Genomic DNA, 15,269 nt, shown 5'->3' with positions numbered 1-15,269 from the left:
GTGTCCGGACCGGCGGGTTTACCTGCCGGTTTCGGATATGGTAGTATCGCGCGTTGACCTGCTGCATTTCGATGCGGCAGGTTTTCGTTTTGCTTCGAGTGAATGTCTCTTGCAGCACATTTGCCCGATGCACTGGTTATTGCTTTCAGCGTCGTACCCGGCAATGGGGCACGCTCAATAAGCCCACCGTCCGTCACGGTCTCCCGAAATACCGGGTAGCACAGCGTTGACGGACTCGCGGCGCGTCCACACAGGCGCCGTGATCGATCAAAGGAAGACAACGTGGCACGTTATACCGGCCCGAAGGCCAAACTTTCCCGCCGTGAAGGCACCGACCTGTTCCTGAAGAGCGCCCGCCGTTCGCTCGCCGACAAGTGCAAGCTGGACAGCAAGCCCGGCCAGCACGGCCGTACCTCGGGTGCCCGCACTTCCGACTACGGCAACCAGCTGCGTGAAAAGCAGAAGGTCAAGCGCATCTACGGTGTGCTCGAGCGCCAGTTCCGTCGCTACTTCGCCGAAGCCGACCGCCGCAAGGGCAACACCGGCGAGAACCTGCTGCAACTGCTGGAATCGCGCCTGGACAACGTGGTGTACCGCATGGGCTTCGGCTCGACCCGCGCTGAAGCGCGCCAGCTGGTGTCGCACAAGGCGATCCTGGTGAACGGCCAGACCCTGAACGTGCCGTCGGCCCAGATCAAGTCGGGCGACACCATCACCATCCGCGAGCAGTCGAAGAAGCAAGTCCGTATCGCCGAAGCGCTGTCGCTGGCCGAGCAGTCGGGCTTCCCGACCTGGGTCGCTGTGGATGCCAAGAAGTTCGAAGGCACCTTCAAGCAAGCGCCGGATCGTGCCGATATCGCTGGTGACATCAACGAAAGCCTGATCGTCGAACTGTACTCGCGTTAATCAACCGAGCAGAACGATCCCAGAGCTTGCGTTCGCCGCAAAGCTTCTCTTTCAGCCCGACGCGCGCTATGCGCGGTCGGGCTTATTGCCCATCGTGCGATGGGATTTTCAGGTTCCAAACGTCAGCCTTATCGGTGTAACGAGCCGAGGGTATTGAAAAGGACAACCTAATGCAAACAGCACTCCTCAAGCCAAAAATCATCGCCGTCGAGCCTCTGGGCGACCATCACGCCAAAGTCGTGATGGAGCCGTTCGAGCGCGGCTACGGCCATACGCTCGGTAACGCCCTGCGTCGCGTGCTGCTGTCGTCGATGGTCGGTTATGCGCCGACCGAAGTCACGATCGCTGGGGTGGTCCACGAGTATTCCACCATCGACGGCGTGCAGGAAGACGTCGTCAACCTGCTGCTCAACCTGAAGGGCGTGGTGTTCAAGCTGCACAACCGCGACGAAGTCACGGTGTCGCTGCGCAAGGATGGCGAAGGCGTGGTCACGGCTGCCGATATCGAGCTGCCGCACGACGTCGAGATCATCAACCCGAACCACGTGATCGCCCATCTGTCCGCCGGCGGCAAGCTGGACATGCAGATCAAGGTCGAGCAGGGCCGCGGCTATGTGCCGGGCAACGTGCGCAAGTTCGGCGACGAGTCGGGCAAGGTCATCGGCCGCATCGTGCTGGACGCCTCGTTCTCGCCGGTGCGCCGCGTGTCGTACGCGGTTGAATCCGCTCGCGTGGAACAGCGTACCGACCTGGACAAGCTGGTGATGAACATCGAAACCGACGGCGTGATCTCGCCCGAGGAAGCGATCCGCCAGTCGGCCCGCATCCTGGTCGACCAGCTGTCCGTGTTCGCCGCGCTGGAAGGCACCGAGTCGGCAGCGGAAGCTGCTTCGAGCCGCACGCCGCAGATCGACCCGATCCTGCTGCGCCCGGTCGACGACCTGGAACTGACGGTGCGTTCGGCCAACTGCCTGAAGGCCGAGAACATCTACTACATCGGCGACCTGATCCAGCGTACCGAGAACGAACTGCTCAAGACCCCGAACCTGGGTCGCAAGTCGCTCAACGAGATCAAGGAAGTCCTCGCCTCGCGTGGCCTGACCCTCGGCATGAAGCTCGAGAACTGGCCGCCCGCAGGTCTGGAGAAGTAATTGTGGGGCGGGGCCGGTTTTTGCATGTTGGCCTCGCACCGCGGTAACCGCCCTGGCTTCATGCCGGGGCTCGTATGACTACCGGCCCGCGTCCAGCCGCATCGGACGATAGAAGAGCTGGTCAAACACTTAACTGAAAGGAATCATCATGCGTCACCGTCATGGTCTGCGGAAACTGAACCGCACCTCGTCGCACCGTCTCGCGATGCTGCGCAACATGTCCAACTCGCTGTTCCAGCACGAGCTGATCAAGACCACCGTGCCCAAGGCCAAGGAACTGCGCAAGGTCGTCGAGCCGCTGATCACGCTGGCCAAGAAGGACACCGTTGCCAACCGCCGCCTGGCTTTCGCCCGTCTGCGCGACCGCGACATGGTCACCAAGCTGTTCACCGAACTGGGCCCGCGCTACGCCACCCGTCCGGGCGGCTACACCCGCATCCTGAAGTTCGGTTTCCGTCAGGGCGACAACGCGCCGATGGCGCTGGTCGAACTGGTGGATCGTCCGGAAATCACCGAAGCCCCGGCCGAAGAAGCCGCGGAGTAAGGTAGTTTCCGCCCGCCGTTCCGGCGGGTCCGGGCACACCGCTTTACAATCGAGCCAGGCTACCGCCTGGCTCTTTTGTTTTGGGCGGCCGCCCGCCGCAAGGAGAGTGTCGATGCAAAGCCATACCGACCCGGCCGAGGTGATCGTGGTGATCACCAATACTCCCGATGCAGAGACCGCGGCACACCTGTCCCAGGCCGTGCTGCAAGCCCGCGCAGCGGCCTGCGTGAACCGACTGGCGCCGGTGGAATCCGAGTATTGGTGGCAGGGCAACCTGGAGCGCGCGCAGGAGTGGCCGCTGCTGATCAAGACCACGCGCGCACGCTACGCTGCACTGGAGGCCGTGATCCGGCAACATCACCCCTACGACGTGCCGGAAATCATCGCCTGGCCCGTTGTGGCGGGTTTCGCGCCGTACCTGGAGTGGGTCCGGAGCGAGACAGATAGCGCCGGCCAGCCGGCGAAATAGGCGCCATGCGCCCGCAGCGCAGCAGTAGGTACGGCAGCGTGCGCTGATCAAGACAGACAGGAAACAGCTTCATGAACATCGGTTTGGCACTTCCGGAGCGAGCAGGCGGTCGGAACTGGGCGCGGCATATTGCCGCAGCCTTGCTGGTGGCATTGGCCTGGTTGTGCCTGGCAGGTACGGCGCATGCCGCCACGGAAGACGACTTCCTGCCGCCGGAGCAGGCCTTCCGCTTCGCCGCAAGCCAGCTCGACGACAAGACCGTGGAGGTGCGCTTCGAGGTCGCGCCCGGCTACTACATGTACCGCGAGCGCTTCGCCTTCGCCGCGCAACCTGCCAGTGTGAAGCTGGGCACGCCGGCCTACCCGCACGGCAAGGTCAAGTTCGACGACACCTTCGGCAAGGAGATGGAGACGTACCGCGACAGCGTCGTCATCCGCGTGCCGGTCGAATCTGCCCCGGCCGACGGCAAGTGGTCGCTGACGGTCACCTCGCAGGGCTGCGCCGACAAGGGCCTGTGCTACCCGCCGATGGAGAGCGTGTACAAGGTCGGCGGCGGTGGCCTGTCCGACCTGTTCGGCAAGCGCCGCAGCTCCGATGCGCCCACGGTCGCGCCGGCTCCGGCGCCTGCCACGCCAGCCGCACCGGCGGGGCTGCGCGCCGACGACAGCGACCGCATCGCTGGTGCGCTGGCGAGCCGCAACCTGGGCGTGATCGCGGCGCTTTTCTTCGGCCTGGGCCTGTTGCTGACCTTCACGCCATGCGTGCTGCCGATGGTGCCGATCCTGTCGTCGATCGTGGTGGGCGAGCACGTCACCCGCGGTCGCGCGCTATTGGTGTCGCTGGCCTACGTGCTGGGCATGGCCGTGGTCTACACCGCCGTCGGCGTGGCCGCCGGGCTGCTCGGTGAGGGCCTGTCGGCCGCGCTGCAGACGCCCTGGGTGCTGGGCGTGTTTGCGGCGCTGATGGTGGCGCTGTCGCTGTCGATGTTCGGGCTGTATGAGCTGCAACTGCCGCAGCGCTGGCAGACCCGGCTGACCGAATCCTCCAACCGCCGCCAGGGCGGCCAGGTGGCGGGTGCGGCGGCGATGGGTGCGATCTCGGCGCTGATCGTCGGGCCATGCGTCACGGCGCCGCTGGCGGGGGCGCTGGCGTATATCGCGCAGACTCGCGATGCCGTGATCGGCGGCGCGGCGCTGTTCGCGATGGCGATCGGCATGGGCGTGCCACTGGTGCTGGTGGGCGTGGGCGCGGGCAACCTGCTGCCGCGCGCCGGGCGGTGGATGGAAGTGACCAAGCGCTTCTTCGGTTTCCTGCTGCTGGGCGTGGCGCTGTGGATGCTGGGGCCGGTGCTGCCGGCCTGGGCCACGATGCTGTTGCTGGCGGCGCTGCTGCTGGTGGCGGCGGTGTTCCTCGGCGCCTTCGACGGGCTGGGCCCGGAGCCGCGCAACCTGGCGCGCGTAGGCAAGGGCGTGGGCGTGTTGTTCGCGATCACCGCGGCGATCGTGCTGATCGGCGTGGCCTCGGGCGGGCGCGATGCGTTGCAGCCGCTGTCGCACCTGAGCGTGGCGCGCAGCGGCGCAGAAGCAGGGGGCGGCGCCCAGGCCGTGCGCTTCGAACGCGTGCGCAGCGTGGCCGAGCTCGACGCCCGCGTGGCGCAGGCGGCCGCGGCGGGCAAGCCCGTGCTGCTCGATTTCTATGCCGACTGGTGTGTCAGCTGCAAGGAGATGGAGCGCCTCACCTTCGTCGATCCGCGCGTGCGCGCGCGGCTGTCGGAGATCGTGCTGCTGCAGGCCGACGTGACCGCCAACAATGCCGACGACAAGGCGCTGCTCAAGCGCTTCGGCCTGTTCGGGCCGCCCGGCATCATCCTGTTTGGCGCGGACGGCCGCGAGCGGCCCGTGCGCGTGATCGGCTACCAGTCGGCCAACCGCTTCCTGGAAAGCCTGGAACGGGCGTTCGGCACGCGCACCAGTACCTGAGGCGTACCTGCGGCTGCGGGCGCGCTAGCGCTCGATCTGCCGCCCCAGCCCCCACAGCGCGGCCAGCACCACCGCCACTGCTCCCATCAGGCCGATCGACCACCAGAACCCTTGCGGCTCGCGCAGCCACGGCATGCGGTCGAAGTTCATGCCGAAGATGCCGGTGATCAGCGTCAGCGGCATGAACAGCGCCGTGATCAGCGTCAGCGTGCGCATGGTGCGGTTGGTCCGGTGTGCCACCGCCGAGAAGTGGATCTGCACCGCCGACTCGATCGAATCCTCCAGCCGCCTGGCATGCGCCAGCACGCGCTGGATATGCTCCATCACGTCGTTGATGCGCACCAGCAGTACTTCGTCGCGCCCCGGCGCATTGGCCGGCGCGCCTGGCTGGTCGCTGCTGTAGCGGTTGTCGAGCAGGCTGTCGCGGAATTCCTGCAGCGCATCGCGCTGCTCCTCGCTCAGGTGCTCGAGCTTGCGCAGCTGGATGCGGGCATCCAGCAATCCTTCCCAACTGGAAAAGCTGCGGCGCGAATTGAGCAGCGCACGCTGCCAGCGGTCGAGCTGGCGCGTCAGTGGCGCGCGCAGCTCCAGGTAGCGGTCGACCATCGCATTGAGCAGGCGCAGCATCAGGTCCTCGGGCCGGCTCGGCGGGCGCACGCCGTGCAACAGCGGCTGGCCGTTACCGCGCGCGGGCGCGGCCTGCGGGCGCGGCGCCTGGCACAGCTCGAGCAGGCGCTGGCGCACTTGGTCGACGGTGCGCGAGGGCCCGGAGCGCACCGTCACCAGCACCGTGTCGAAGACGAAGAACGTGACCGGCTGGGTGTCGATCCTGGCGAGCGCGGGCAGGAAGCCGGGCGGATGACGCCTGGGCCGCGGCGCGCCGTCAGCCTTTGACTTGGGGCCGCCCGCGGGCGCAGCCTCCTGCGGCTCCGCCTCAGCGATCGCGCGGCTGGTCTCGAAGGTGAGTTTGCGGAAGATCACCATGTCATACGCAATGGTCGTGTCGAAATACGACGGATGCGCAGCATTGGTGGCGTCGGCCAGGTGCAGGTCCAGGATCGGTGCGCCGGCAAGCTGCCGCACGCTCTCGCGCCAGGCATCGGGGGCGGCGGTGACTTCCTCGGTGGAGAAATCCGCCCAGACGAAGAGCGAGGCGGCATTGCCGCCGAGGAAGCTGGCCGCCTCGGTGAGCGAGGCGAGCCGATGTACCTGGCTGGCCGAGAAGCCGAGCAGTTCCATAGGCGCGAGATCAGGCCGTCAGCAGGCGCGCGGCGTCGCGCGCGAAATAGGTCAGGATGCCGTCGGCACCGGCACGGCGGAAGGCCAGCAGCGATTCCATCATGACCTTGTCGTGGTCGAGCCAGCCGTTCTGCGCGGCGGCTTTCAGCATCGCGTACTCGCCGCTCACCTGATACACGTAGGTTGGGAAGCGGAACTCGTCCTTCACGCGGCGCACGATATCCAGGTATGGCATGCCAGGCTTGACCATCACCATGTCGGCGCCTTCCAGGATGTCCTGCGCCACTTCGCGCAGGGCCTCGTCGGTGTTGGCCGGGTCCATCTGGTAGGTCATCTTGTTGCCCTTGCCCAGGCTGGCGGCCGAGCCCACCGCGTCGCGGAAGGGACCGTAGAACGCCGATGCGTACTTGGCCGAGTACGCCATGATGCGCGTATGGATGTGGCCGTTGTCTTCCAGCGCCGTGCGCACCGCGCCGATGCGGCCGTCCATCATGTCCGACGGCGCCACGATATCCACGCCGGCGTCGGCCTGGGAGAGCGCCTGGCGCACCAGGATCTCGACTGTCACGTCGTTGATGACGTAACCGTTGTCGTCCAGCACGCCATCCTGACCGTGGCTGGTGTACGGGTCGAGCGCCACGTCGCACAGCACGCCGAGTTCAGGGAAGCGGTCCTTCAGCGCGCGCACGGCGCGCGGCACCAGCCCTTCGGGATTGGTCGCCTCGATGCCGTCCGGCGTCTTCAGCGACGGGTCGATCACGGGGAACAGCGCGATCACGGGGATGCCGAGCTTCACGCAGTCTTCCGCCACCGGCATCAGCAAATCGACGGATACGCGCTCGACGCCCGGCATTGACGCCACCGACTGGCGCTGGTTCTCGCCGTCGAGGATAAACACCGGGTAGATCAGGTTGTCCGGTGACAGGCGATGCTCGCGCATCATGCGGCGGGAGAAATCGTCGCGGCGCATGCGGCGGGGGCGGTACTCGGGGAAGGTGGACATGGCAGGCTTGTTGGCGAAGAGCTGGACAAGAAGACGGGCCGGAATGCTTGTCGCCCGAAAGAGCGTTACTGCATCCCGATGGGTCCCGATTGCGAGCCGGCAGGCACTGCGCGCGCGGCGCAAAGATGCCGGCTGAAGAAAAACTAAACTTTTGAACGTGCTCGCTATCATACTCGCGGACACTTTGCGTTGCGCCCTGCGTGGCGCGGTGTCCCCCGCTACTCCTCCCTGAGCGGGTCCCGCCCACGCGGCGGGAAAGTTCGTCCCCGTTGCTTGCAACGGGGCTTTTTTTTGCGCGCTCGCCGCAACATGGCCGAGCGCGCGTCGCGCTCACGCCGCGGGATCAGCGGCGGGCGGCTCGGGCTTTTCGGATGGTGCGGAAGCTTCGCCCTGCTGTGCAGCCTTCTGCGCGCCTTTCTCCGCTCCCTTCTCCGCGGCCTTCTGCGCTTCCGGCAGGTTCAGCCAACCCGCGATCACACCCTGAGCTTCTTCGATGCCGCGTCGCTTCAGGCTGGAGAACAGCTGCGCCGTCAGCGGCACCGGCGTTTCCAGTTGCTCCGCATAGCCTTGCAGCATCTTGCGCGTCTCGCGCAGCGCCTTGGCGTTGTCGCTGTTGGTCAGCTTGTCGGCCTTGGTCAGCAGCACATGGATAGGCCGTCCCGTCGGCAGGAACCACTCCACCATCTGGCAATCGAGATCGGTGAACGGGCGGCGCGCATCCATCATCAGGATCAGGCCCGACAACTGCGGCCGGCTCTGCACGTAGTCGCTCAGCAGGCCCTGCCAGTGGTACTTGGCCGAGCCTGACACTTCCGCATAGCCGTAGCCGGGCAGGTCAACCAGGAAGGCGAGCGGATCGGGCGCCTTCACCGGCGCCACCGAAAAGTAGTTGATGTGCTGCGTGCGCCCGGGCGTGCGCGACGAGAACGCCAGCCTTTTCTGATTGCACAGGATGTTGATGGCAGTGGACTTGCCGGCGTTGGAGCGGCCGGCGAACGCCACCTCCGGCACGGCCGTGGCAGGCAGGTCGCGCAGGTGATTGACGGTGATGAAAAAGCGGGCCTGGTGAAGGAGGGACATGCGCTCGAGCGGTGGGGCGGGGCGCCGCGGCGGCGCGCATGGCGCGTGCGGTGGCCGGGGTCCCGCCAGGGTGGGATGGCAGACGGCCATGGCCGCCGTCCGGGGGTTGATCTGGCGCAGCCCGGAGGAAGTTCATCGGGGCTCAGCGGGGCGCAAGGCATCAATCCGGCACATATCTTATTGTACAATACGCCGGTTTACGGTCTCCTGAGCGGGTGACGCGTGGCATCCCTGGCTGCGTGCCTCGGCTGCCGTTGTCCGGGCGGGAAGCCTAGTGTGTCGTTCCATCGTGGGTAGTGCCTTGTTTCCGTATTGCGCGTAGCGGCGTTGCCGCAGCGGATCCGGTGCGGGGCCGGGCGGCGGGGTCTGCCGCCGGCGGTGACGTCGCGGATCGGTCGGGGGACAGGCCAGCCGCGCGCCACGCCACGATGTCAGGCTTCTGCACCGGCGCGTCCTCACCGCCAGCAGAACGCCGGCCGGCACGCATTACGGTATCCAAAACAATTCAGAGAAGGTGTGCGAATGAACCGCATTGCGAAGATTCTGGGTGTCCTGGCTCTGGCCGTTCCTGCCGCCGCCCTTTCCGGACTGGCATCTGCCGCCGAGCAGGCCGCCGCGAAGGCTGACCCAGCCAAGGGTGAAACGCTGTACACGCAAGGTGCCCCTGATCGCAATGTGCCCGCCTGCCTGAGCTGCCACGGCGCCGCCGGCAACAGCGCTGCCGCTGCCAACCCCAAGCTGGCCGCCCAGCATCCTGAGTACGTCCACAAGCAGTTGGCTGACTTCAAGTCCAAGGCGCGCAACAACGCGATCATGGTGCCGATGGCGTCCGTTCTGTCCGACGAGGAAATGCGGAACATCGGCGCCTACCTGGCCAAGCAGTCGCTCAAGCCGGCCACTGCCAAGAACAAGGACACCATCGAAGCCGGCCAGAAGATCTACCGTGGCGGCATCGCGGCCAAGGGCGTGCCCGCCTGTGCTGCCTGCCACGGCCCCACCGGCGCCGGCATCCCGGCCCAGTACCCGCGTATCGCCGGCCAGTGGTCGGAATATACCGAGGCACAACTGGTGGCGTTCCGCCAGGGCACCCGCAAGAACAACCCGGTCATGACGACTATCGCCGCCAAGATGTCGGATGCCGAGATCAAGGCGGTGGCGGACTACGTCGCCGGGGTCCGCTAAGGACTACGGCTGACGACTCCCGCTGGCGCCGCCAGGCGCCGGCGCCCTGGTTGGCATGCCCCGGCATGCAACCGAACGCGACCGTCACAATCGAAAAGGGTGGCCTGCTTGTTCAAGCATGTCCGCCCTTTTTTATTTCATAGCTGCAGGCTTGTTTTAGGTTTCCCTTCACATGTCGACCGCCTCCACTTCAGGGCTGCACCTGAAGACCTCTCACCGCGTGCTGCGCGACGCGGTCGAATTGTTGTCCTCGATGCGCTTCGCGATCGCGCTGCTGACCGTGATCGCCATCGCCAGCGTGGTCGGCACCGTGCTCAAGCAGAACGAGCCGTATTCCAACTACGTCAACCAGTTCGGGCCGTTCTGGGCCGATATTTTCCACGCGCTGTCGCTGCAGAAGGTCTATGGCTCCTGGTGGTTCCTGCTGATCCTGGCCTTCCTGGTGACATCGACCTCGCTCTGCCTGGTGCGAAACGCGCCCAAGATGGTGGCCGACATGCGTTCCTGGAAGGACCATGTGCGCGAGCGCAGCCTGCGCGCCTTCCATCACCGCGGCGAGTTCGACGGCGCGCGCCCGCGCGCCGAGGCGGTGACCCGGCTGTCGGCGCTGCTGCGCAACCGCGGCTACCGCCTCAAGGCGGTCGAGCATGACGGCGCCACGCTGCTGGCTGCCAAGGCCGGCGCCGCCAACAAGGCCGGCTATATCCTGGCGCACACGGCCATCGTGGTGATCTGCATCGGCGGCCTGCTGGACGGCGACATGCTGATCCGCGCGCAGATGTGGTTCGGCGGCAAGACGACGATCAGGGGCAACGCCGTAATCAGCGAGATCCCGCCTCAGCACCGGCTGCCGGCCAGCAACCCGGGTTTTCGCGGCAACGCCTTCGTGCCCGAGGGCGCCACCGTGTCCACCGCCATCCTGAATATCTCGGACGGCGCGCTGGTGCAGGACCTGCCGTTTGCCCTCACGCTCAAGAAGTTCAAGATCGACTTCTACGAGACCGGCATGCCCAAGCTGTTCGCCTCGGACGTGATCGTGACCGACCGCGCCACCGGCAAGCAGACCGAGGCCACCATCAAGGTCAACGAGCCGCTGATCGTCGACGGCATCGCCATCTACCAGTCCAGTTTCGAGGACGGCGGCTCGCGCCTTAAGTTCGTCGGCTACCCGATGCAGGGGAGCGGCCACGCCACCTTCGCCATCGACGGCGCGGTGGGCGGCAACAAGCCGCTGGCGGGCACGGGCACCAGCGCGGACAGCGAAGGCATGACGGTCGAGTTCAGCGATTTCCGGCTGATGAATATCGAGAACGTCACCGATGCCTCGGGCAAGCCCGATGCGCGCGGGGTGGCACGCAAGTCGTTCAACGACACGCTGGAAAAACACCTCGGCGCCGCCGCCAGCACCGACCGCGCCAAGACGCTGCGCAACGTCGGTCCTTCGGTGCAATACAAGCTGCGCGACCGCAACGGCCAGGCGCGCGAATTCAACAACTACATGGTGCCGGTGCAGATGGACGGCCAGTCGGTGTTCCTGGCCGGCATGCGTGAATCGCCCAGCGAACAGTTCCGCTACCTGCGCATCCCGGCCGACGACCAGGGCAGCGTGGCCGACTGGATGCGGCTGCGCGCCGCGCTGCAGGACCGCGGCCTGCGCGGCGAGGCGGCGCGCCGCTTCGCGCTGGCGTCGATGCCTGGCGACGACAAAGCCGACCTGCGCCGCCAACTGGCCGAAAGCGCGCTGCGCGCGCTCGACCTGTTCGCCGGCGCCGTGCGGCCCACGCCTGACTCGCCGCCGGGCGGCTTCACCGCGATCGCCGCGTTCCTGGAAAAGTCCGTGCCGCCGGCTGAGCAGCAGAAAGCGGCCGACGTGCTGCTGAAGATCCTGAACGGCTCGATGTGGGAGCTGTGGCAGCTGGCGCGCGCGCAGGACAAGGTGCCGGTGGTGGCCAACAGCGCACAGAGCGGCACCTTCCTGCAGCAGGCGATCAACGCGCTGTCGGACAGTTTCTTCTACGGCGCGCCGGTGTTCCTGCAGCTTGATGACTTCAAGGAGATCAAGGCCAGCGTGTTCCAGATGACCCGTGCGCCGGGCAAGAACATCGTGTATCTTGGGTGCTTGCTGCTGGTGCTGGGCGTGTTCGCGATGTTCTATATCCGCGAGCGCCGCGTCTGGGTCTGGATCAAGGACAAGCCCGCCGAAGGCGACGTCACGGAGCCGGGCAGCCACGTGCTGATGGCAATGTCGACCCAGCGGCGCACCATGGATTTCGAGAAGGAATTCACCGCACTGCGGGACGATATCGGCCGCGCCTCGGGTGGCAGCGGCGATGCGCCGGATTCGTCCGCGCACGGCGCACCGGCCACCGCCGCGCCGCCCCACGCGCCTGACCCGCGCAAGTAACCAGCGAAGTAACGAGCAGGTACGCTATGTCTTCAAATGTGAACCAGGCCAACACCACGCGCGCCGAAACCGGGGCCGCCGACGAGGCCTATCTCGAACCTTCCTTCCTGCGCCGCCTCAGCTGGGTGGACTGGCTCTTCGCCTTGGCGCTGGCCGCCGGCGCCGGCGTGGCGCTGTCGCAATACGGGAAGTGGATGGACGGCTACGATAAGGCGGTGCTGATCGGCGCCGTGCCGACCTTTGCGCTGCTTGGCTGGCACTGGAAGCCGGTGCGCCCGCTGATGCTGGTGCTGGCGGTGCTGTCGCTGTTTGCGATCCAGCTCTACCAGGGGCAGCTCGCGCGCGCGGACCAGGCCTTCTTCCTCAAGTACTTCCTGTCGAGCCAGTCGGCCATCCTGTGGATGAGCGCGCTGGTGTTCCTGTCCACGCTGTTCTACTGGGTCGGGCTGGCCACGCGCTCGGACACCGGCTACAGCATCGGCAGCAAGCTGTGCTGGGGCGCGATCGTGCTGGGCTTCACCGGCATGCTGGTGCGCTGGTTTGAGTCGTACCTGATCGGCACCGACATCGGCCATATCCCCGTCTCCAACCTGTATGAAGTGTTCGTGCTGTTCACGCTGATTACTTCGCTGTTCTACCTCTACTACGAAGGCCACTACGCCACGCGCGCGCTGGGCCCGTTCGTGATGCTGGTGGTGTCGGCCGCGGTGGGCTTCCTGCTGTGGTACACGGTCAGCCGCAATGCGCAGGAGATCCAGCCGCTGGTGCCGGCGCTGCAGAGCTGGTGGATGAAGATCCATGTGCCGGCAAACTTTATCGGCTACGGCACCTTCGCACTGGCGGCGATGGTATCTGTCGCTTACCTGCTCAAGCAGCGTGGCATCCTGGCCGAGCGGCTGCCGTCGCTGGAGCTGCTCGACGACGTGATGTACAAGGCCATCGCGGTCGGCTTCGCCTTCTTCACGATCGCCACGATCCTGGGCGCGCTGTGGGCGGCCGAGGCTTGGGGTGGGTACTGGAGTTGGGATCCCAAGGAAACCTGGGCGCTGATCGTGTGGCTGAACTACGCGGCGTGGCTGCATATGCGGCTGATGAAGGGCCTGCGCGGCACGGTGGCGGCCTGGTGGGCGCTGGTCGGCCTGCTGGTGACGACCTTCGCGTTCCTGGGCGTCAATATGTTCCTGTCGGGGCTGCACAGCTACGGCGAACTCTGATGACGCGCCATGGTGCGATGCAAAAACCTGCCTTCGGGCAGGTTTTTTTTCGAATTTTTTTGTGACGTGACGGAATAAAGGCATCACATCGGGTGTTTACTTGAGGAGCGGTGCCGGCTGGCGGCACCGATTTGCATGGAGAACAAGATCATGGCACGTGTGCGTCTAACCTCTGCAGCATCCCTCCTTCGTCCCGCCGCGCTCGCGCTCGGCTGTGCGGCTGTCCTGCTCGCCGGCTGTTCCGGCATGGGCATGGGCGGTGGCGGTGGCGCCGGCAACTTGCCGCCCACGGTGAAGGTGACCAGTGGCGTGCTGACCGACCCGCAGGGCCTGACGCTGTATACCTTCGACCGCGACACCGCCGGCAGCGGCAAGAGCGCCTGCAACGGCCCGTGCGCCACCAACTGGCCGCCGCTGATGGCCGCGCCGGGCACCAGCCCGACTGGCCAGTACACCATCATCACGCGCGATGACGGCAGCAAGCAGTGGGCCTACCGCGGCATGCCGCTGTACCGTTTCGCCAAGGACGCCAAGCCGGGCGACCGGACTGGCGACAACCTCAACAACGTCTGGCATATCGCCAAGCCCTGACGGCAAGGCGAGCGCCGCGGCAGCCACGCCATGGAAGGATTTGACGGCCAGCTCGTCGCGCTGGCGCCGCGGCTGCGGCGCCATGCGCGCGGCCTCACCGGCGACGCGGCGCTGGCCGACGACCTGGTGCAGGACACGCTCGAGCGTGCGCTGCGCTACCGCTGGCGCTTCCGCCTGCGCCCCGGCGCATGGTGGGGCGACGGTGGCGACGGCCTGCTGCCGTGGCTGCTGACGTTGATGCACCGGCTGCGGCTCAATACGCTGCGCCGGAAGGAGCTGGTGGTGGCAACCGAGACCCTGCCCGAGGTCAGCGCTCCTGCGGAAGACCCCGGCCTGCGCCGCGACCTGGTCCAGGCGCTGGCGCAACTGCCGGAGCCGCAGCGCGCGGTGCTGCTGCTGGTGAGCCTGGAACAACTGACCTATGCCGAGGCCGCGCGCGTGCTCGACATCCCGCTGGGTACGGTGATGTCGCGCCTGGCGCGTGCGCGCGAGCAGATGCGCCGGCTGCTCGACGGCACCAACGTTTCTGTGCAGGCGGCCGCCGTGAACCCCTCCGGCAATTCCCTGCAGCGGGTGAAATGATGTCCGGCATCCACGAAGCGGACCTCCACGCCTACGCCGACGGCCAGCTCACCGGCGCGCGCCGCGCGGCCGTGGAAGCGTACTTGGCGCAGCACCCCGAGGCGGCGGCGCAGGTGGCCGCCTGGCGCCGACAGACGGATGCGCTGCACGGCGCGCTGGACCCGGTACTGAACGAGCCCGTGCCGCTTGCGGCGCTGCCGCCCGGGCTGCATGGCGATGGCCGCCGCCGCGAGGCCATGCGCCTGCAGTGGCCGCGCTGGCCGATGGCGCTCGCGGCCACCTGCGCCTCGGTGCTGCTGGTGGCCGTCGGCGGCGCGCTTGGCTGGATGGCGCACGCGCGCCTTGAAGGCAGCACGGTGGCGATGGCACCGGGCGAGCGCTTTGCGCGCGAGGCGCTGGCCACGCACGCGGTCTACGCGCCCGAGATGCGCCACCCGGTCGAAGTGCCGGCGAACGACGAAGCCCACCTGATCGCCTGGCTGTCGAAGCGGCTAGGCATGTCGCTGCAGGTGCCAGACCTGCGCGCGCAGGGCTTCCACCTGATCGGCGGGCGGCTCGGCGTGGCCGAGGGCGGCCCGTCGGCGATCCTGATGTACGAGTCGGACGACGGCACGCGCCTGTCGCTGCAGCTGCGGCGCATGGCGCAGGGCACGCCCGACACCGGCTTCCGCGTCGAGCACATGCCGCGCGAGCGCCGCGCGCGGGTGGCTTCCGGCGGCGACCCGATGGCGTTCTACTGGATCGACCGCGGCATGGGCTTTGCGCTGGCCGCCCCGATTGAACGGGCACGGCTGCTGACGCTGGCGCAGGCGGTGTATCGCCAGTACCAGGGAGGCTAGCCATGCGGCCCGCAGCCCGCTCGCACGCGGTGCGACAAAGCGACGCAGGCCGCTGGCCAGCCGCGCCGGGCCAGCACTATCGGCCC

Annotated in this window: 14 protein-coding genes; 11 read left to right on the top strand and 3 right to left on the bottom strand. The window is 66.9% G+C overall.

Annotated elements, in window-relative coordinates; genetic code table 11:
• Positions 1-282: 282 nt before the first annotated feature.
• From rpsD to dsbD, 5 genes are all read left to right on the top strand, one after another.
• A complete protein-coding gene (rpsD, locus tag ABNX08_RS19675; protein WP_022536856.1) occupies positions 283-906 on the top strand; it encodes a 30S ribosomal protein S4 in 624 nt (207 codons plus the stop codon).
• A gap of 170 nt (positions 907-1,076) precedes the next feature.
• Positions 1,077-2,057 (top strand): DNA-directed RNA polymerase subunit alpha, encoded by a 981-nt coding sequence (locus ABNX08_RS19670; protein WP_010812374.1) that lies wholly within the window; start codon positions 1,077-1,079, stop codon positions 2,055-2,057.
• A 148-nt stretch (positions 2,058-2,205) separates the two neighbouring features.
• Positions 2,206-2,601, top strand: coding sequence for a 50S ribosomal protein L17 (gene rplQ / locus ABNX08_RS19665; protein ID WP_010812373.1), 396 nt, complete (start codon positions 2,206-2,208; stop codon positions 2,599-2,601).
• A 112-nt stretch (positions 2,602-2,713) separates the two neighbouring features.
• Positions 2,714-3,070 carry a divalent-cation tolerance protein CutA gene (cutA, locus tag ABNX08_RS19660; RefSeq protein ID WP_022536855.1) on the top strand — a complete coding sequence of 119 codons (357 nt, stop codon included), beginning with the start codon at positions 2,714-2,716 and terminating at the stop codon, positions 3,068-3,070.
• A gap of 71 nt (positions 3,071-3,141) precedes the next feature.
• A complete protein-coding gene (gene dsbD, locus ABNX08_RS19655) occupies positions 3,142-5,049 on the top strand; it encodes a protein-disulfide reductase DsbD (RefSeq protein WP_022536854.1) in 1,908 nt (635 codons plus the stop codon).
• Between the two features lie 24 nt (positions 5,050-5,073).
• Here the strand turns inward: dsbD and ABNX08_RS19650 are convergent, their stop codons facing one another.
• From ABNX08_RS19650 to yihA, 3 genes are all read right to left on the bottom strand, one after another.
• Positions 5,074-6,288, bottom strand: a complete 1,215-nt coding sequence (locus ABNX08_RS19650; RefSeq protein ID WP_022536853.1) for a magnesium transporter CorA family protein — start codon at positions 6,286-6,288, stop codon at positions 5,074-5,076.
• A gap of 10 nt (positions 6,289-6,298) precedes the next feature.
• Positions 6,299-7,291, bottom strand: a complete 993-nt coding sequence (gene hemB / locus ABNX08_RS19645; RefSeq protein WP_022536852.1) for a porphobilinogen synthase — start codon at positions 7,289-7,291, stop codon at positions 6,299-6,301.
• 330 nt (positions 7,292-7,621) lie between these two features.
• A complete protein-coding gene (gene yihA, locus ABNX08_RS19640; protein ID WP_022536851.1) occupies positions 7,622-8,371 on the bottom strand; it encodes a ribosome biogenesis GTP-binding protein YihA/YsxC in 750 nt (249 codons plus the stop codon).
• Positions 8,372-8,893: 522 nt separating this feature from the next.
• On the opposite strand from yihA, the gene ABNX08_RS19635 reads away from it, so the two are divergent.
• The 6 genes from ABNX08_RS19635 to ABNX08_RS19610 all read left to right on the top strand — a co-directional run bounded on the left by ABNX08_RS19635 (position 8,894) and on the right by ABNX08_RS19610 (position 15,183).
• Positions 8,894-9,553 (top strand): c-type cytochrome, encoded by a 660-nt coding sequence (locus ABNX08_RS19635; protein WP_022536850.1) that lies wholly within the window; start codon positions 8,894-8,896, stop codon positions 9,551-9,553.
• A 172-nt stretch (positions 9,554-9,725) separates the two neighbouring features.
• Entirely contained in the window at positions 9,726-11,957 is a 2,232-nt protein-coding gene (locus tag ABNX08_RS19630) for a cytochrome c biogenesis protein ResB (protein ID WP_022536849.1), read from the top strand.
• A gap of 26 nt (positions 11,958-11,983) precedes the next feature.
• Positions 11,984-13,171, top strand: a complete 1,188-nt coding sequence (ccsB, locus tag ABNX08_RS19625) for a c-type cytochrome biogenesis protein CcsB (RefSeq protein ID WP_022536848.1) — start codon at positions 11,984-11,986, stop codon at positions 13,169-13,171.
• A 150-nt stretch (positions 13,172-13,321) separates the two neighbouring features.
• Positions 13,322-13,762: an ATP/GTP-binding protein gene (locus tag ABNX08_RS19620; protein WP_022536847.1), complete on the top strand. Its 441-nt coding sequence runs from the start codon at positions 13,322-13,324 to the stop codon at positions 13,760-13,762.
• Between the two features lie 30 nt (positions 13,763-13,792).
• Positions 13,793-14,344, top strand: a complete 552-nt coding sequence (locus tag ABNX08_RS19615; RefSeq protein WP_022536846.1) for an RNA polymerase sigma factor — start codon at positions 13,793-13,795, stop codon at positions 14,342-14,344.
• Complete coding sequence (locus ABNX08_RS19610; protein WP_349606685.1) at positions 14,341-15,183, top strand: anti-sigma factor; 843 nt, start codon at positions 14,341-14,343, stop codon at positions 15,181-15,183. The genes ABNX08_RS19615 and ABNX08_RS19610 overlap by 4 nt, the downstream gene beginning before the upstream one ends.
• Positions 15,184-15,269 lie beyond the last annotated feature (86 nt).

This window comes from Cupriavidus sp. DF5525, assembly GCF_040149425.2.
GTDB lineage: Bacteria > Pseudomonadota > Gammaproteobacteria > Burkholderiales > Burkholderiaceae > Cupriavidus > Cupriavidus pickettii_A.
This window is presented reverse-complemented; position numbering and strand designations above follow the sequence as displayed.